The sequence below is a fragment of the Caballeronia sp. SL1002 genome (assembly GCF_057814995.1).
Genome location: NZ_JBYMUW010000002.1, coordinates 1,761,569 through 1,779,578 on the forward strand (window position 1 = coordinate 1,761,569; position 18,010 = coordinate 1,779,578).

At 62.8% G+C, this 18,010-nt stretch carries 17 protein-coding genes; 11 read left to right on the top strand and 6 right to left on the bottom strand.

Annotation, left to right across the window (positions count from 1 at the left end; translation table 11 throughout):
* Positions 1-51: 51 nt before the first annotated feature.
* Positions 52-1,365: a lactonase family protein gene (locus tag AC3D25_RS10685; RefSeq protein ID WP_488888374.1), complete on the bottom strand. Its 1,314-nt coding sequence runs from the start codon at positions 1,363-1,365 to the stop codon at positions 52-54.
* Between the two features lie 230 nt (positions 1,366-1,595).
* Between AC3D25_RS10685 and AC3D25_RS10690 the strand changes: the two genes are divergently transcribed.
* Positions 1,596-1,748, top strand: a complete 153-nt coding sequence (locus AC3D25_RS10690) for a DUF3096 domain-containing protein (protein WP_488888375.1) — start codon at positions 1,596-1,598, stop codon at positions 1,746-1,748.
* 135 nt (positions 1,749-1,883) lie between these two features.
* On the opposite strand, the gene AC3D25_RS10695 is transcribed toward AC3D25_RS10690, so the two are convergent.
* The gene (locus tag AC3D25_RS10695; protein ID WP_488888376.1) at positions 1,884-2,132 is read right to left on the bottom strand and encodes a hypothetical protein; all 249 of its coding nucleotides are present in this window, start codon (positions 2,130-2,132) and stop codon (positions 1,884-1,886) included.
* Positions 2,133-2,627: 495 nt separating this feature from the next.
* Here AC3D25_RS10695 and AC3D25_RS10700 point away from each other — a divergent pair, with 495 nt between their 5' ends.
* Both AC3D25_RS10700 and AC3D25_RS10705 read left to right on the top strand, forming a co-directional pair.
* Positions 2,628-4,502 carry a glycoside hydrolase family 15 protein gene (locus tag AC3D25_RS10700; protein ID WP_488888377.1) on the top strand — a complete coding sequence of 625 codons (1,875 nt, stop codon included), beginning with the start codon at positions 2,628-2,630 and terminating at the stop codon, positions 4,500-4,502.
* Positions 4,503-4,906: 404 nt separating this feature from the next.
* Positions 4,907-6,178 (top strand): polyhydroxyalkanoate depolymerase, encoded by a 1,272-nt coding sequence (locus tag AC3D25_RS10705; protein ID WP_488888378.1) that lies wholly within the window; start codon positions 4,907-4,909, stop codon positions 6,176-6,178.
* Positions 6,179-6,286: 108 nt separating this feature from the next.
* Here the strand turns inward: AC3D25_RS10705 and AC3D25_RS10710 are convergent, their stop codons facing one another.
* Positions 6,287-6,919 (bottom strand): TetR/AcrR family transcriptional regulator, encoded by a 633-nt coding sequence (locus tag AC3D25_RS10710; protein WP_488888379.1) that lies wholly within the window; start codon positions 6,917-6,919, stop codon positions 6,287-6,289.
* Positions 6,920-7,272: 353 nt separating this feature from the next.
* On the opposite strand from AC3D25_RS10710, the gene rsxB reads away from it, so the two are divergent.
* Genes rsxB through AC3D25_RS10725 form a run of 3 tightly spaced genes read left to right on the top strand, consistent with a single transcriptional unit; the run spans position 7,273 to position 9,239 of the window.
* Positions 7,273-8,118 (top strand): electron transport complex subunit RsxB, encoded by an 846-nt coding sequence (rsxB, locus tag AC3D25_RS10715; protein ID WP_488888380.1) that lies wholly within the window; start codon positions 7,273-7,275, stop codon positions 8,116-8,118.
* Entirely contained in the window at positions 8,108-8,752 is a 645-nt protein-coding gene (nth, locus tag AC3D25_RS10720) for an endonuclease III (RefSeq protein WP_488888381.1), read from the top strand. The genes rsxB and nth overlap by 11 nt, the downstream gene beginning before the upstream one ends.
* A gap of 55 nt (positions 8,753-8,807) precedes the next feature.
* On the top strand, positions 8,808-9,239 hold the full coding sequence (locus AC3D25_RS10725) for a DUF1841 family protein (protein WP_488888382.1): 432 nt from the start codon (positions 8,808-8,810) through the stop codon (positions 9,237-9,239).
* Between the two features lie 146 nt (positions 9,240-9,385).
* Here the strand turns inward: AC3D25_RS10725 and AC3D25_RS10730 are convergent, their stop codons facing one another.
* Positions 9,386-9,760, bottom strand: coding sequence for a c-type cytochrome (locus AC3D25_RS10730; protein WP_488888383.1), 375 nt, complete (start codon positions 9,758-9,760; stop codon positions 9,386-9,388).
* Between the two features lie 76 nt (positions 9,761-9,836).
* Positions 9,837-10,202 carry a c-type cytochrome gene (locus tag AC3D25_RS10735; RefSeq protein ID WP_488888384.1) on the bottom strand — a complete coding sequence of 122 codons (366 nt, stop codon included), beginning with the start codon at positions 10,200-10,202 and terminating at the stop codon, positions 9,837-9,839.
* Between the two features lie 421 nt (positions 10,203-10,623).
* Between AC3D25_RS10735 and AC3D25_RS10740 the strand changes: the two genes are divergently transcribed.
* The 5 genes from AC3D25_RS10740 (at position 10,624) to tal (ending at position 15,820) form a co-directional block, all read left to right on the top strand.
* A complete protein-coding gene (locus AC3D25_RS10740) occupies positions 10,624-11,466 on the top strand; it encodes an AAA family ATPase (protein WP_488888385.1) in 843 nt (280 codons plus the stop codon).
* Between the two features lie 49 nt (positions 11,467-11,515).
* Positions 11,516-12,106 carry a GNAT family N-acetyltransferase gene (locus tag AC3D25_RS10745; protein ID WP_488888386.1) on the top strand — a complete coding sequence of 197 codons (591 nt, stop codon included), beginning with the start codon at positions 11,516-11,518 and terminating at the stop codon, positions 12,104-12,106.
* 26 nt (positions 12,107-12,132) lie between these two features.
* Positions 12,133-13,308, top strand: coding sequence for a vWA domain-containing protein (locus AC3D25_RS10750; protein WP_488888387.1), 1,176 nt, complete (start codon positions 12,133-12,135; stop codon positions 13,306-13,308).
* 115 nt (positions 13,309-13,423) lie between these two features.
* Positions 13,424-14,629: a benzoate/H(+) symporter BenE family transporter gene (locus AC3D25_RS10755; RefSeq protein ID WP_488888388.1), complete on the top strand. Its 1,206-nt coding sequence runs from the start codon at positions 13,424-13,426 to the stop codon at positions 14,627-14,629.
* 237 nt (positions 14,630-14,866) lie between these two features.
* Positions 14,867-15,820 (top strand): transaldolase, encoded by a 954-nt coding sequence (gene tal / locus AC3D25_RS10760; protein ID WP_488888389.1) that lies wholly within the window; start codon positions 14,867-14,869, stop codon positions 15,818-15,820.
* Between the two features lie 1,032 nt (positions 15,821-16,852).
* Here tal and AC3D25_RS10765 read toward each other — a convergent pair.
* Positions 16,853-17,917 (bottom strand): FUSC family protein, encoded by a 1,065-nt coding sequence (locus tag AC3D25_RS10765; protein WP_488888390.1) that lies wholly within the window; start codon positions 17,915-17,917, stop codon positions 16,853-16,855.
* Positions 17,918-18,010 lie beyond the last annotated feature (93 nt).

Genomic DNA, 18,010 nt, shown 5'->3' on the forward strand with positions numbered 1-18,010 from the left:
GCGCGGCGGCGCACGCCGCCGCGCTTGCTTCAAAAACCGCGAATCATAGCCTCACGACGGCGACACCAGCTTGAAATCCACCGGCGACCCAATGTCGAGCCGCTTCGGATCGGACGCGAGCGCGCCCGTCTGCGGATCGCGGCGGAAAAAATACACGCTGTCGCTATCCTGATTGCCAACGATCAACCAGCGGCCACCCGGCTCGATCGCGAATTCGCGCGGCGTCTTGCCGAGCGACGGCTGCCGGCCCATGAGTTTGAGCTGGCCGTTCGACGGATCGACGGCGAAGGTCACGATCTCGTTGGCGTCGCCCCGGTTGGTCGCGTAGAGGAAGCGGCCATCCGGCGACAAATGCACCGCGCCGCCACCGACCTTGCCCTTGAAGCCGGGCGCGGTCATCGCGAGGCGCTGGACTTCGGTGAGCTTGCCGTCGTTGTAATCGAACACGGTGACCGATGCATTCATCTCGGTCGTCAGATACGCGCGTTTTCCGCTGGCGTCGAAGACGAGATGGCGCGGTCCGGAACCGGGCTTGATCGGCGTGTAGCGCGAATCGGTCGGACCGAAGAGACCTCGGCTGCCATCGGGCGTATAGCGATACGCAAAGACCTTGTCGACGCCGAGATCCTGCGAGAACAGATAGCGGCCGTCCGGGGAAAACACGGTCGAGTGGACGTGCGAGTTGTCCTGCCGCCCTTTCACCGGCCCGTTGCCTTCGTGATGCACGGTCAGCACCGACGCGCCGATCTGGCCGTCCGGCTGCACCGGGAACACGGCGAAGCTGCCGCCAGGATCGGCGGCGACCGAATAGTTGGCGGTCAGCAGGTAGCGGCCGTCCGGCGAGAGCGCGAGATAACACGGATCGTTGCCATCCGACGATACGCGATTCAGGAAGGTCAACTGGCCGCTCTGGCGATCGAAACGGAACGCGCTCACGCCGCCGCGCTGCGAGGCCGGGCCGTTGTCGCCGGGGAGTTCGTTGACCGCGTAGACATAGCTGCGGTCGTGGCTCACCAGCAGATACGAAGGGTTCACCGTTTGTGTCGCGGATAGCCGCGTGGTTTCGCCGGTCTTCGTGTCGAAGCGGTAGACGTAGATGCCCTCGCTCTTGCCGCCGGCCGTATAAGTGCCGATCAGCAGATCGTAGACGCCATCCGCCGCGACAGTGGCCGGTGCGTTGGCGTTGGCTGGATCGGCATTGGTTGCGCCCGCGCCCTGCGCGAAGGCCTGCGCGGCCGCGAACGAGCAGATCACGGCGAAGCTTTTCGACCACTTGAGTGATCCGGCGAACACAGCGCGGGACCGGGCAGGCTTGAAACCTGCGAGGGGTTCGGTGGCGGCGAAGCGCGAACGGGTGAGTTGCATGGAAGCTCCTGATCGTCGGTATTAAGGCTTGTTTTCAGGTTATGTAGAAGGCTGTGCTGCGGGCCGTGCTCTGGGCCGTACTTCGGGCAACGCAGCACGCTCGCGCGCAAGCTTCGCGCCCGAAAGGTAGGCGAAGTTTGTAGCCCGGTATCCGCGTGAACACCAGCCCGCGCACGAACACGCACACGATCCGCCGATAAAAACCACCAACCAAACCCTACGGAGTCGCGATGAACATTCACTTGAGCCTTGGACCGCTGGTCTCGCTGATCGCGGGTATTTTGATTCTGATCATGCCGCGACTGCTGAACTTCATCGTCGCGATCTATTTGATCGTGATTGGCGTGATCGGGCTTTTCGGGCTGGGAGCGACGCACTTTTGAGGCAGGCGCGCGAGGCGTCCGTGCTGCGACCCCCATTCGACGCGCGTCGCGTAGTGGGGTTCCAGCATTTCAAATCAGCGCGACAAAGCGCGCACGGCGGGTGCCGTGCGCGTCCAGTCCCGAGAAATTGAAGCGTCAGCCGTTTGCAAGCTGATCGAGTCGCAAGCGGCCCTGCAGCGACAGATTGCCGACCGCGATCCGGCCATCGCCATTGGTGTAACGCGTAAAACACGCACGCTCGATCAAAAACGACGCGGCGGTTTCCATCGCGTTGCGCGACAGGCCGAGACGCGCGCAATCGAGCGGCAGCAGCGAGTCGGAATCCGAGAGTCGGCTCGCGGCGGAAAGAATGGCGATGCAATCGGCTTTCGACGGATTGAGCATGGCTTTCAGGTCCCAGAAATTCGCAGCGTTGGTGGCAAGCGACTGAACAATCGAAACTGAACGTTCGCGGCGCGATGACAACGCCGTGAACGCAAGCGAACCGGATTGGCGCGAGAAAGCGTCGCGCTAAGATTTGAACCGAACAGACCGACGGGAATTCGAATGGCCGCATCCGAAGTGCCGACCCGCACGCAACGCGGCGTGATATATCGTTTTGCCAGCAGCGTGCCGCCGGTGGGTAATTTCATTCTAACCAACGGCCACGGCAATTTCCAATGAGGAATACGCAAGGAATACGCGAAACCGGCGCAGCAAACAAGGGTGTTCCGAGCACCTCACGCAGCCATCGGCTCCGCGCGCCGTGAACTAATCGTGCAGAATCCAGTTCGAATCGGCGTCGCAGCGACCGCGTCCGCAACGTTTCCGCAAATTCAACGCGGCCGGTCGCCGCGCAAAGTCGCCACCCGCCTATCTTGAGAATGAGACAACCTGCCCATGCCCGCACTGATTGAAGACTACGCGATGATTGGCGACGGCCATACCGCCGCGCTCGTGTCCCGCGACGGATCGGTCGACTGGCTGTGCTGGCCGCGCTTCGATTCCGGCGCGTGCTTCGCCGCGCTCCTCGGCACGCCCGAACACGGCCGCTGGCTGATCGCGCCGGATTTGGCCGACGACGCGCCACCGCCGGTCGTCACGCGTCGTTATCGCGACGACACGCTGATCCTCGAAACCGACTTCGAGACCGCCGACGGCGCGGTGACGATCATCGATTTCATGCCTTCGCGCAACGGTTCGTCGGAACTCGTGCGGATCGTGGTCGGGCGTCGCGGCACCGTTAAGATGAAGATGGAACTCGTGCTGCGCTTCGACTACGGCTCGTCCATTCCGTGGGTCAGCCGCCTGCCGGACGATAGCGGCATTCTGGCCGTCGTCGGACCGGATCGCGCCGTGTTGCGCACGCCCGTCGATCTGGTCGGCGAGAACATGCGCACGCTCGCTGCGTTCTCCGTGACCGAAGGCGAGCGCGTGCCGTTCTCGCTTGCGTATTCGGCGTCGCATCTGCGGCTGCCGGCAATGCACGATCCGCACACGCACCTCGCACGCACCGAAAATCACTGGCGCGAATGGTCGGGCCGCTGCGAACTGCAAGGCCACTGGGCGAGCGCAATCCGCCGTTCGCTCATCACGCTGAAGGCGCTCGCTTACGAGCCGACGGGCGGGATCGTCGCCGCGCCGACGACGTCGCTGCCCGAGCAGCTCGGCGGCACGCGCAACTGGGATTATCGCTATTGCTGGCTGCGCGACGCCACCATCACGCTGCTTGCGATGATGCGCGGCGGCTACTACGACGAAGCGCGCACCTGGCGCGCGTGGCTCGGCCGCGTGATGGCGGGCGCGCCGTCGCAGATCCAGATCATGTACGGCATCGCGGGCGAGCGCCGGCTGCCCGAATGGGAAGTGGACTGGCTGCCCGGCTACGAAGGCGCGAGCCCGGTTCGGGTCGGCAATGGCGCGGTGAAGCAGTTGCAACTCGATGTCTACGGCGAGGTGATGAACGCGCTGCACCTTGCGCGCGTCGGCGGATTGCAGAGCGACGAAACCGCCTGGTCCATCCAGTGCGCAATGCTCGAACATCTCGAAACCGTCTGGATGGAACCGGATGAAGGCATCTGGGAAGTGCGCGGAGGACGTCAGCACTTCACGTTTTCGAAGGTGATGGCGTGGGTCGCGTTCGACCGCGCGGTGAAATCGGCGGAGAAATTCGATCTGCCCGGCCCACTCGATCACTGGCGCGCGCTGCGTGACGAGATCCACGCGCAAGTTTGCGAGAAAAGCTGGAACGCGGGCATGAATTCGTTCGCGCAGTCCTACGGCAGCGAAGCGCTCGACGCCAACCTGCTGCTGATCCCGCTGGTCGGCTTCCTGCCGCCCGACGACCCGCGCGTGGTCGCCACCGTCCACGCAATCGAACGCGATCTGACGCACGATGGCCTCGTCAAGCGCTATCACACGACCGAAGTGGACGACGGCCTGCCGCCCGGCGAAGGCACGTTTCTCGCGTGTAGCTTCTGGCTGGTCGATAACCTGCAGCTTCAGGGCCGCTTCGACCAGGCGCACGCGATGTTCGAGCGGCTGGTCGGATTGGCGAACGATGTCGGCCTTTTAGCTGAGGAATACGACACCGTGGCAAAGCGGATGGTCGGTAATTTCCCGCAGGCGTTCTCGCACGTCGCGCTGGTTCACACCGGCATGAACCTGATGCGCCACGAGCAGGAAATGGCCGCCGCAACCGGGCAGCCCGCAAGCCAGCACGACCACCGGGCGCAGCAAGCGGACGGGAAAGGGCTTGCCGAAAGCAAAACGTAAATATTTGTTTGCATTGAGGATTTGAGCGTTTTCGCTATGCGTCAGGGCGAAATTGCTGCATTGCACAAAACGGCTTTGTTGTTTATGATCGGTGAGGCTTTTCGACCGGTCGTTCGGACCGGCTACAAAGATTTGCGCATCGACCATCAAGGTGCGGGCGCGGGCGGCCGATAATCCGCCCAGTGACCCGGTAAAAATGTGTCTGCCGAATGAAGTAGTTACGCAGAAAGTAGTTACAGGAAGTAGTTGCAGGAACGATGCACCGGTTTTACCCACGCAGCACCACGCGACGCGCGCCGCTTCCGGCGTCGAACGCCGCGCGAAAGACCGCTGAATGCCTTCGAGGCTAATCGCCGGGCGCGCAGAACCGAAACACGGGGCGCCGGTTTTAAAACGGGGCAAACATGCTCTATCAATTTCACGAATTCCAGCGGGCCATGTTGAGTCCGCTGACCGCCTGGGCTCAGGCTGCATCGAAGTCGTTTGTGAATCCGGCCAGCCCGCTCGCCTACGTGCCCGGCTCCAGCCGACTCGCCGCCGGCTACGAACTGCTCTACCGGCTCGGCAAGGACTACGAGAAGCCCGAGTTCGAACTCCATCAGATCGAAAAAGACGGCCACAACATTCCGATCGTCGAGCAGACCGTGCTCGAAAAACCGTTCTGCCGCCTGCTGCGCTTCAAGCGTTTCGCCGACGACAGCGGCGTCGTGAAGAAACTGAAAGACGAGCCGATCGTGCTCGTCTGCGCCCCGCTCTCCGGCCACCATTCCACGCTGCTGCGCGACACCGTCAAGACGCTGTTGCAGGATCACAAGGTGTACATCACCGACTGGATCGACGCGCGCATGGTGCCGTTCGAGGACGGCGCGTTCCATCTGGACGATTACGTCGAATACATCCAGGAGTTCATCCGCCACATCGGCGCGAAGGACCTGCACGTCATTTCCGTGTGCCAGCCGACCGTGCCGGTGCTCGCGGCCATCTCGCTGATGGCGAGCCGCGGCGAGGACACGCCGCGCACGATGACCATGATGGGTGGCCCGATCGACGCGCGCCGGAGTCCCACCGCCGTGAATTCGCTTGCGAACGAACACTCGTATGAATGGTTCGAGAACAACGTGATCTACACGGTGCCGGCGAACTATCCGGGCATCGGGCGCAAGGTGTATCCGGGCTTCCTGCAGCATGCGGGCTTCGTCGCGATGAATCCGGAGCGCCACGTCACCGCGCACTGGGACTTCTATCAAAACCTGCTGCGCGGGGACGACGACGACGCCGAGCAGCATCGCCGGTTCTACGACGAATACAACGCCGTGCTCGACATGGCCGCCGAGTATTACCTGGAAACCATTCGTATCGTGTTCCAGGAATTCCGGCTCGCCGAGGGCACGTGGGACGTGAACGGCGAACGCGTGCGGCCGCAGGATATCGAAAACACGGCGCTCTTCACGATCGAAGGCGAGCTCGACGATATCTCCGGTAGCGGCCAGACGCGCGCGGCGCACGATCTCTGTACGAGTATCCCGGCGCGCAACAAGCGTCACTTCACCGCTGAAAAGGCCGGCCATTACGGCATTTTTTCGGGCCGACGCTGGCGCACGACGGTGTATCCGCAATTGCGCGAATTCATCCTCGAACACGACAAGGCGCCGAAAAAAGAAGCCATTCCGGCTTAATCATTCTCGCCTGCCGGCATTTAGGGACGCGCAAAAGCACGCTGCGGGGAATTTTCCCGCAGCGTGCTTTTTACATTTCTGACCGTAAAACCCGGTGAAAGCCGGCCGTCAGCGCCGCATCAGATAAGACAACAGCAATTCGGTATTCATCCGCACCATTTCGTCGCGTTCGGCCTGTTGGCTGAAATCGAGTCCAAACGTCGCTTCGAGCGTAAATCGATTCGATACGATGTAATACCCGAGCCCGGACAAGGTCACGTAAAACTTCAGCGGATCGACGTTATTACGGAAAAGCCCGGCACGCACGCCGCGTTCGAGAATACTTGCAAGCGTCGCGACCACCGGCGATATCAACTCCCGAATCCGCGTTGAGCCTTTGATATAGCGCGCCTCATGCAGATTCTCGTTATTGATTAGACGCAGCAGTTCGGGATGATCGCGGTAATAATCCCAGACGAAATGCGCGAGCCGCGTCACGGCTTCAACGGGCGCAATGCCGTCGAGGTCGAGCGTGCGCTCAGTTTCGACAAGTGAAGCAAAAGCGTGTTCGAGTACGGCGGTAAACAACTGCTCCTTGCTGCCGAAATAGTAATAGAGCATGCGCTCGTTGGTTTCGGCGCGGCGGGCGATTTGATCGACGCGAGCGCCGAACAAACCACCTGCTGCAAACTCCTCCGCGGCGGCCAATAAAATACGGCGGCGGGTGCCTTCAGGATCTCTTTTGATTTTCGGCTGATTCATGGTGGCATGATTCGAGAGCCGCGTTATCCGGATAGCGTCACGCGGTCCCGTGTAGAAAGGAGCATGACGTGAACGGGCGCGCCAAAGTTATTGGGGTACACCGTCCTGCGGTCAATCGGAAAAGCGCTCTGATTATGCGCACACTGATTGGCTATTGGCAATTGGGATCGGTGAGGAATCGGGCGATAAAATTGGGCGATAATGACGCCTTTGGCGAGTGCGTGAGCATAAACACGCGCCGCTCCCCGCAGCCGGCCCGCGCCGGGCTCGTCGATCCGTGCCGAAGCCGGACGCGACGGGCCTTCGCGGTCAAGCGTTATCCGCGACGGCTGCATCGCCCCCAAGCCGCACACGTGACCGCAACCGCCCCTCAAACACTCGCAGACCGGATCGAAGATCTGCTGCCCCAGACGCAATGCACCAAGTGCGGATATCCGGCGTGCCGGCCCTACGCCGAAGCCGTCGCGTCGGGCGTGGCCTCCTATAACCAGTGCCCGCCCGGCGGCGCCGAGGGCGTCGCGCGCCTCGCCGCGCTGCTCGCGCGCCCCGTCATCCCGCTCAATCCGGAGAACGGCGTGGAGCGGCCGAGGCCGCTCGCCGTGATCGACGAGAACCTGTGCATCGGCTGCACGCTGTGCATGCAGGCGTGTCCGGTCGATGCGATCGTCGGCGCGGCGAAACAGATGCACACGGTCATCCCCGAACTCTGCACGGGCTGCGACCTGTGCGTGCCGCCCTGCCCGGTCGATTGCATCGCGATGGTGCCGGTCACCGGCGATCACACCGGCTGGGACGCCTGGAGCGCGTCACAAGCCGACACCGCCCGCGAAGCGCACGACCGCCGCGCCGCGCGGCTCGCAAGCGAGCGCGCGGCGGCGGAGGCGCGCGCAGCGGCGCGTCAGACGGCGAAACCCGCCGAACCCGCGAACGAACCCGCGCCCCAAGCCGTCACATCGACGCCAACCGACGACGCCGAAGCGAAGAAGCGCGCGATCATCCAGGCTGCGATGGAACGGGCCCGCAAGAAGAAGGAAGAACTCGCCCGGCTCGGCGCGGGACCGAAGAACACGGAGGCCGTGAGCGCCAGCGTGCAGGCGCAGATCGACGAAGCGGAAGCCCGGCGCGCCCGCCTCGGCCTGAAAGACAGCGCCGCGCCGGAACGCGACGCCTCATCGCCCCCCACGACCGATGAACGCTAAAAAACGCCGCGCGATCTTCGAGACGCTGCAAAGCCTGAATCCGCATCCGACGACCGAGCTCGAACATACGTCGCCGTTCGAGTTGCTGATCGCCGTGCTGCTGTCGGCGCAGGCTACCGACGTGTCGGTCAACAAGGCGATGCGCCGCATGTTCCCGGTCGCGAACACGCCCGCGAAGGTGTTGGCGCTGGGCGAGGAAGGCGTCGCGGATTTCATCAGGACCATCGGTTTGTACAGGACAAAGGCGAAGAACGTGATCGCGACGTGCCGCATTCTGATCGACCAGTATGGCGGCGAAGTGCCGGACGACCGCGAGGCGCTGGAAAGCCTGCCGGGCGTGGGCCGGAAGACGGCGAACGTGATTCTCAACACGGCGTTCGGCCATCCGGCCATCGCCGTCGATACCCACATTTTCCGCGTCGCGAATCGCACGGGACTGGCGCCGGGCAAAGACGTGCGAGCGGTCGAAGATGCGCTGGACAAATTCGTCCCGGACGAATTCAAGCACGACGCGCATCACTGGCTGATCCTCCACGGCCGCTACGTGTGCAAGGCGCGCGTGCCGGAATGCTGGCATTGCGCCATCGAGCCGCTGTGCGAATACCGGCCGAAAACGCCCGCGCCGGTGGAATGAGCGCCCGGCGCGCGCGCACCTTAAAATAGCGGAACCATTCGAAGGAAGCCGCCGTATGTTCAACCCCAGCCGCGACGAAGTCCGTCAATTCTTCACCGTTACCTGGCGCAAACAGCGCGCGGGCGAGATCCTGACGCCGCTGGAAAGTATCGCCGCCGACTGGATCGGCGAGCACCCGGAATATCAGCAGGAACTCGCCTCGCCCGACGCCGCGCAGACCGATTATTCGCCCGAGCGCGGCCAGAGCAATCCGTTCCTGCACCTCTCGATGCATCTGGCGATCAGCGAGCAATTGTCGATCGACCAGCCGCCGGGCATCCGGCGCGCGCACGAGCGGCTCGCCGCGCGCATGAATTCGACGCACGACGCGCAGCACGCCATCATGGAATGTCTCGGCCAGGTGATCTGGGACGCGCAGCGCACCGGCATGCCGCCGGATACCGACGCGTATCTCGCGCTGATCGAGAGGCGCGCCTCGCGGGATTGACGCAGGATTGACGCACAGCGCGGAATCCACCCGCAGAAACGACAACACCCCGCGAAAGCGGGGTGTTGTCGTTTGTACGCTCGTTCGCGGATCGCGAACAGCGCGGCGGCTAGCGCGGCGGCTAGCGCGGCGGCCAGCGCGGCGGCTTATTTCTTCAGGACGAGATCGCCTTCCAGCGATTCGACATACGCCGCGATGTCCTTCAGATCGCTCTGCGACAGGTTTTGCACCTGCGCGGACATGATCGCGTTGCTGCGGCCGAAGTTCGGGTTGCCATTGCCCATCTGATACTGGCGCAGCGCCCAGTAGACGTAGTCCGCGTGCTGGCCCGCGAGCTTCGGATACTCCGCGCTCACCGGCTTGTTCAGATTGGGGCCGTGGCAGGCCGAGCAATTGTGCGTTTCGGACAGCACCTTGCCGTTGCCGGCATCCGCTGCCTGCGCCGCGTTCAACGACGCCGCGCCGATCAGCGCCGCCGCCGCTGCTTTAAACACTGTGTGGAGTGCCTTAGAGGGCTTCATGAATTCTCCTATCCCGCAAAAATGTGATTACCGAGTGACCGCTGCCGAGTGCCATGCGTTGCTGGAAGCGCGGCGGTTACTTGTCGGGATTGATCTTCGAAGAGGGGGTTTGCGCGGCGTAGTACGCGGCGATGTCGGCGATGTCCTGATCGGTCAGCGTGACGGCGATGGCGTGCATGGTTTCGAAGTGGCGATCGTTCTTCTTGTACGCATGCAGCGCGTTCTCGATGTACTTCGCGTTCTGGCCGCCAAGCAGCGGCACGCGATACACCTCGGGGTACGCGGTGCGATAGCCCGGAATGGCGTGACAGCCGATACACATCGCAACCTTGCCCTGAGCCGCTTTCGCGTTGCCCACGACATCGGCCGAGGCCTGGGTCGCGAAGCCGGCAAGCCCCGACAACGCTGCGATCACGGCACATTTGCCGACGAAATTGTTCATAGCTTCTAACCTAGCATGAGGGGGAAATCCGGCGCCCACTGCGACCCGCCGTGACTGCTCTGATCCGCTGTCATCAACCGGGGGCACGGCCCGCGCCGAGTGCGACCGATTCGACGTGTTCCGCGCATTGCTCGGCGCATCGTTCGGCATCGGCCAATATTGTCCCGTATCAACCGGTATGGCAGCCGGTTCCCGGGGCCACGTTCTTATATCCAGACCGCGCAGGCCAAAAAAATCGCGCTAATTGTACCGCGCGACCTACCCTCCGTCCACCGGCTGGCGGGCCGCGGCCATGCCGGCAAAGCCAGCCTGGACGCCTCTTGGACAATGCCTTCTGACCGGCTCACACGATACCTGTCCGCCCGCAGATGCAAAAGCCCTTCTGACTTATACTGGAATTTTTCCTTCAGAGACTCCCGCCATGCGTTTTGAAGGCTCATCGCAGTATGTCGCCACAGACGACCTCAAGCTCGCGGTGAACGCCGCGATGACACTTCAGCGGCCGCTGCTCATCAAGGGGGAACCGGGCACCGGCAAGACGATGCTCGCGGAGGAAGTCGCCGCCGCGCTCGGCATGCCGCTGCTTCAGTGGCATATCAAGTCCACGACTAAAGCGCAGCAAGGCCTGTACGAATACGACGCGGTGTCGCGTCTGCGCGACTCCCAGCTCGGCGACGAGCGCGTGAAGGATATCGGCAACTACATCGTGAAGGGCGTGCTGTGGCAGGCGTTCGACGCCGATCAGCAGACCGTGCTGTTGATCGACGAGATCGACAAGGCGGATATCGAGTTTCCGAACGACTTGCTGCGCGAACTCGACCGCATGGAGTTTTATGTGTACGAGACGCACGAACTCGTGCGCGCGAAGCACCGGCCGCTCGTCATCATCACGTCGAACAACGAGAAGGAACTGCCCGACGCGTTCCTGCGCCGCTGCTTTTTCCACTACATCAAGTTCCCGGAACCGACGACGATGCAGCAGATCGTCGAGGTGCATTTTCCGGGCATCAGGCAGGAACTGCTCGCCGCCGCGATGCAGAGTTTCTTCGAATTGCGCCAGGTTTCGGGGCTGAAGAAAAAGCCCTCGACGTCCGAACTGCTCGACTGGCTGAAGCTGCTGCTCGCCGAAGACATTCCGCCCGAGGCGCTGCGCTCGACCGATCTGAAGCAGATCGTCCCGCCGCTGCACGGCGCGCTGCTCAAGAACGAGCAGGACCTGAGTCTCTTCGAGCGGCTCGTGTTCATGAACCGCAGTAACCGGTAACCTCGGCTGACCCCGCGTCCTCTTTAAACCCCCGCACCGAGGACACTGCATGAGCCGCTGGATCGAACCCGTCACCCTGTCAGGCGAGCATGTCCGGCTCGTCCCGCTGGAACGCTCGCACGCCGAGCCGCTGGCCGCCGCCGCCGCCGACGGCGAATTGTGGAAGCTCTGGTACACGCACGTGCCGACGGCCGACAAGACGCTCGACTACATCGATGCCGCGCTCCAGATGCGCGACCAGCTCGGCGCGCAGCCGTTCGCCGTGATCGACGCGAAAACCGGCGACGTCGTCGGCTCGACGCGTTATTTCAATGTCGAGGCGGCGCATCGGCGGCTCGAAATCGGCCATACGTGGTACGCGAAACGCGTGCAGCGCACGGGCCTCAATACCGAGGCGAAACTGCTGCTGCTCGGCCACGCATTCGAATCGCTCAACGCGATCGCCGTGGAATTCCGGACGCATTTCATGAACCAGCAATCGCGCGCGGCCATCGCCCGGCTCGGCGCGCGGCAGGACGGCATTCTGCGCAATCACCAGATCGGGCGCGACGGCGCGCTGCGCGACACGGTCGTGTTCTCGATCATCCAGTCGGAATGGCCGGCCGTGAAAATGCATCTGCGGCTGCGGCTCGACCGCTGAATCGCTTAACCGCCGGGAGAACGCCCATGCTGATCGACTTCTTCTATTCGTTGCGCGGCGCGAAGCTGCCGGTGTCGGTGAAGGAATATCTGACGCTGCTCGAAGCGCTGAAGGCGCAGGTCATCGCGCCGTCGCTCGACGAGTTCTACTTTCTCGCGCGCATGACGCTCGTGAAGGACGAGAAGTATTTCGACAAGTTCGATCAGGCGTTCGGCGCGTATTTCCACGGCGTGACGCAACTCGACGACGAAGCGTTCAGCGTGCCGCTCGACTGGCTCAAAAAGCGGCTGGAACGCGATTTCACGCCGGAAGAGAAACGCCGGATCGAAGCGCTGGGCGGTATCGACGCGCTGATGGAGCGCCTGAAAGAACTCTTCGACGAACAAACCGAGCGCCACGAAGGCGGCAGCAAATGGATCGGCTCGGGTGGCACGTCGCCGTTTGGCAACGGCGGCTACAACCCGGAGGGCATCCGGATCGGCGGAGACTCGGCGGGCAATCGCACGGCCGTGAAGGTGTGGGACGAGCGCGCGTATCGCGATTACGACGATCAGGTCGAAATCGGCACGCGTAACATCAAGGTCGCGTTACGGCGGCTGCGCCGTTTCGCGCGTGAAGGCGCGGCCGACGAACTCGATCTGGCGGACACGATCCGCAGCACGGCGGCGAACGCGGGCTGGCTCGACATCAAGATGGTGCCGGAGCGCCATAACAACGTGAAAGTGCTGATGCTGCTGGATGTCGGCGGTTCGATGGACGACCACATCAAGCGCGTCGAAGAGCTTTTTTCGGCGGCGAAGGCGGAATTCAAGCACCTCGAATTCTTCTATTTCCACAATTGCGTCTACGACCATCTGTGGAAGAACAATCGCCGTCGACACGGCGAGCGCACGGCGACCTTCGACGTGCTGCACAAATTCACGCCCGACTACAAGCTGATCTTCGTCGGCGACGCGACGATGAGCCCCTACGAAGTGCTGCAGCCGGGCGGATCGGTGGAATACAACAACGCGGAAGCGGGCGCGGTGTGGCTGCGCCGTCTCGCCGATCAATTCCCGCACCACGCGTGGCTCAATCCCGAGCCGGAGCGGCTCTGGGAATACCGCCAGTCGGTCACGGCTATCCGGCAGATTCTCGGCAACCGGATGTACGGCCTGACCATCGCGGGGCTCGAAAGTGCGATGCGCGCGTTGTCGAAGTAATGCGCGAAGTAACGGGCGAAGTAAGGCCCGGGCCGTCGCGCGCTTTATTGGGACGCGGTAACATCTGGCCCTGCTTAAGCCTGCCCACACCGCCCGCTCCCGACCGAAAACCCGCATGAATCCGCCTTCCTCGTCCAACGTCGCGCCTCAGCCGCTCCGTCCTTTTTCCGACACCTCGGTGTCCGCCGTCGTCGCCGGTTTTGTCGCGATGATGACCGGCTACACGAGTTCCCTCGTGCTCATGTTCCAGGCCGGCCGCGCCGCGCACCTGAGCGACGCGCAGATTTCCTCGTGGATCTGGGCGCTTTCCATCGGCATGGCGCTGTGCACGATCGGGCTGTCGCTGAAATACCGCGCGCCGATCGTGGTCGCGTGGTCCACGCCGGGCGCAGCGCTGCTCGTATCGTCGATGCCCAATGTCGCGTATCCGGAGGCGATCGGCGCGTTCGTGATCTGCGCGGTGCTCCTGACCGTGGTCGGCCTGACCGGCTGGTTCGACACGCTGATGAAAAAAATTCCGGGCGGGATCGCCGCGGCGTTGCTGGCGGGCATTCTGTTCGAGATCGGCATCGAAATTTTCCGCGCCGCGCAGTTCCAGACCGCGCTCGTGCTCGCGATGTTCTTTACCTATTTGATCGTCAAGCGGCTCGCCGCGCGCTATGCGATTCCGGCGACGCTGATTGTCGGCGTGGGGATGGCGGGCGCGCTCGGCCTGCTCGATTTCAGCCATTTCGAAGTGGCGCTCGCACATCCCGTGTTCACGATGCCCGCGTTTTCGCTCGCGGCGGCGGTCAGTATCGGCATTCCGCTTTTCGTGGTGGCGATGGCCTCGCAAAATGTGCCGGGTATCGCCGTATTGCGCGCCGACGGCTACACGACGCCCTCCTCGCCGCTCATCGCGACCACCGGTCTCGCCTCGCTCGTGCTCGCGCCGTTCGGTTCGCACGGCGTCAACCTCGCGGCGATCACGGCGGCGATCTGCACCGGCCCGGAAGCGCACGAAGACCATTCGAAGCGCTACATGGCGGCGGTCTGGTGCGGCGCGTTTTACCTCGTCGCCGGGATTTTCGGCGCGACCATCGCCGCGCTGTTCAATTCATTCCCGAAGGCGCTGGTCGTCTCCGTGGCCGCGCTCGCGCTGTTCGGATCGATCATGAGCGGCCTCACGAACGCGATGCAGGACGCCCGCCAGCGCGAGGCGGCGCTCGTCACGTTCATGGTGACGGCGTCCGGGCTGACGCTGCTGTCGATCGGCTCGGCTTTCTGGGGTCTGGTGGCGGGCGTGGTGACGCAGATCGTGCTGAACGCGCGCCGCGCGTGATGTCCGTCTCCAGACGCCGCATTCTTCACACGATGAACCCGCGTTCGCCTTCGCGGTCGAACCAATGCACGGCGAACAAGACCGCAGCACCGCCAGCGTGGGTATGAGCGCCGACCGGCGCGCTAGGCATAGAATGGCGTTGAGGGCGAGGCGGCGCGCGCAAGCCGGCCTCGCAAATCCGTTCACTGCGGGCATTCCGCATCTTTGACAAGGGCGCTCTCGCGCCGAAGACACGACATGACGACCGCTCTCGACCAGCTCAAGCAGTACACCACCGTTGTCGCCGACACCGGTAACTTCCAGCAGCTCGAACAGTTCAAGCCGCAGGACGCGACGACCAATCCGTCGCTGATCCTGAAGGCCGTCCAGAAGGACGACTACAAGCCGCTGCTCGAAAAGACCGTGAAGGAGCACGCGGGCAAGCCGATGGGCGAGATCATCGACCATTTGCTCATCGCGTTCGGCACGGAAATCCTGAAGATCATTCCGGGCCGCGTATCGACCGAAGTCGACGCACGTCTGTCGTTCGACACCGAGGCGTCCATCGCCAAGGGCCACGAACTCATCAAGCTGTACGAAGCCGCGGGCATCGGCCGCGAGCGCGTGCTGATCAAGCTGGCATCGACCTGGGAAGGCATCCGCGCCGCCGAAGTGCTGCAGAAGGAAGGCATCAAGTGCAACATGACGCTGCTCTTCTCGCTCGCGCAGGCCGCAGCGTGCGCCGAAGCGGGCGCGCAGCTGATTTCCCCGTTCGTCGGACGCATCTACGACTGGTACAAGAAGTCGGCAGGTGCTGACTGGGACGAGGCGAAGATGGGCGGCGCGAACGATCCGGGCGTGCAGTCGGTGCGCAAGATCTACGCGTATTACAAGAAGTTCGGCCACAAGACAGAAGTGATGGGCGCGAGTTTCCGCACGGTCGGTCAGATCACGGAACTGGCCGGTTGCGACTTGTTGACCATCAGCCCGGAACTGCTGCAAAAGCTTGCCGAGAGCAACGATACGGTTGAGCGGAAGTTGTCGCCGGAATCGGTCAAGGACGAATCGATTTCGAAGATCGAGGTGAATGAGTCGAGCTTCCGTTTCCTCGTCAATGACGATGCGATGGCGACCGAGAAGCTAGCCGAGGGGATTCGTGCGTTCGCGGCCGATGCGGTGAAGCTTGAGAAGTTGATCGAAGCTTTGCAGTGAGGTAGTGGGCGGGGGGCGCTGGCGCTCGGGGTTGTTTTGGGCACTGAGGCCCTCGGGGTTGTTTCGGTCGCTTAGGCGCTCGGGTTTGTTTCGGTCACTTAGGCGCTCGGGTTTGTTTCGGTCACTTAGGCGCTTTTTCGGAACTTGCTTTCGTGTCGGTCTATTAGTTCTGCCGCTGTCCGGGGCGGCCGACTTCGGTTTTGCTCGCGCTTGCTTTTGTTTGCTTGCGCTTCTTCGGAACCTGCTTTCGTGTCGGTCTACTAGCTCTGCCCCTGTCCGGGGCGGCCGAGTTCGGTTTTGCTTTTGTTTGCCTGTGCTTCTTGGGAACTTGCTTTCGTGTAGGTTTATTAGCACGCCGCTATGCGCGGCAGCAGTCACTTTCTTTGCTGCTGCAAAGAAAGTAACCAAAGAAAGCAGCTTATCCGGCTAAGTGTCCACCACGAACGGTTTCCGGGAGTGGTGCGCAAGCTGATTCGACCATCGCACCACACAACAGAGTGGAGCCGCTCATCCATCCCGGCAGGCACGAAGTGCCTGCCGGAACGGCATAACCGAATAAACCAAACCGAGCGCTGGTTGTAGGTGCGCCCGTCGTCCGAGCGCAGCGAGGATGGACCTGACAGATGCTGTGCCAATACCAACGAATGCGAGTTGCCATAGTCAGCTTGCGTGCCTATCTGCAAGGTTATTCGAGGTGGACACTTAGGCGGATAAGCTGCTTTCTTTGGTTACTTTCTTTGCAGCAGCAAAGAAAGTGACTGCTGCCGCGCATAGCGGCGTGCTAATAAACCGACACGAAAGCAGGTTCCCTAGAAGCGCCGAACATCAGACGGTGTAACCCACCCTAGAGCCGCCCCACGGCGCCGAATCCGCCGCGCATCGCGGCGAGCTAATAGACCGACACGAAAGCAAGCTCCCAGAAAAGCGTCAAAGAGACCAAAGCACCAACGAGCGCCAGCAACCCACCCCCCGCGAAAATCCCCAAAAACGCGCGCAAACCAGTCCATCAGCGCAAGCACCCTCCCGGGGCCCTCACCGATGAAACGGCCGCGCACTTTCAATATTCCACTGCCGTTCGATTTCGATCAACCGCATCCGCAGCGTGTCCACCTGCTCGGCAAACCGCGCCGTGAGCCATTCGGGCCCGTCAACGGCGACCATGCCGGGACCCGCGACCGACGCCTCACGCGGCGTATGCAGCAGCCCGACCCGTCCGAACCGCAACGCCCGCGCCATGAGCAGCAACGTGTGCAGCACCCGCCGATCCGCCGCGAAACGCTTCGCCGCCACCTGCGGCAACGCACTCGCGAGCATCTCCAGCGCCGCGACAATCGACCGGTGCAGGCGCTGGATTTCCTCCAGCCGGTCCACTGGCACATCGGTTTCCTTCGCGACCGAATCGAGTAGCGACCGCGACTGCACGAGACGTGCGCTCATCGCGAGAAAGCGGCGGGTCAGTTCGTCGGCGGCTAAGGGCGCGCCGTCCAGCATCGCGGCGTAAAGGCGCGCAGCTTCGCGCAGGTTGTCGGCGAGACGGTAGCGCCACGAATACGTCGCGTATTGCGGCAACACGAACGAAAACGCCAGCGCGATCACAATCCCGATCAGCACGTTCGCCGTGCGCCACAGGCCGACGTCAATGGTTTGATCGCCGTGACCGGAGACGATCACCATCGTGATCGCCGTGAGCAACGCGACGTAACCGGCTTTGCCGATCGCGTAATACGCGCAGCCGCCCGCGATCACGCAGGTGAGCAGCAAGGTCAGAAAGGTCGATCCCGACACGGCCTGAATCACGATCAGCGACAGCCCCAATCCCGCGCCGAGCAACGTTCCGAGCGCTCGCTCGGCCGCTTTCTTGCGGATATTGCCGTGATGCTGCAAGCCGCCGATCACCACCAGCAACGTGACCGACGCCCAGACGCCGTGCGGAATGTTAATACCCGAAGTCAGCGCGATCGACGCGAGCATCGCCAGTCCGACGCGCGCCGCGTGCAGGAACTTGGCGTGCCGGTATCGAAAATACGGCGAGCCGAGGACGTGGAGCTTCCGTCGCGCGTGGCTGCGCCGGGGGGTCGTTGGTGGGAGTGAAGACATAGCGCGTCGAAACCTCGTGGATTGACATGACGCTAGCAGAAAAAAAGCCCGTAACGGCTAGGCGTTACAGGCTTTTTATCCACGTGCCGCCGC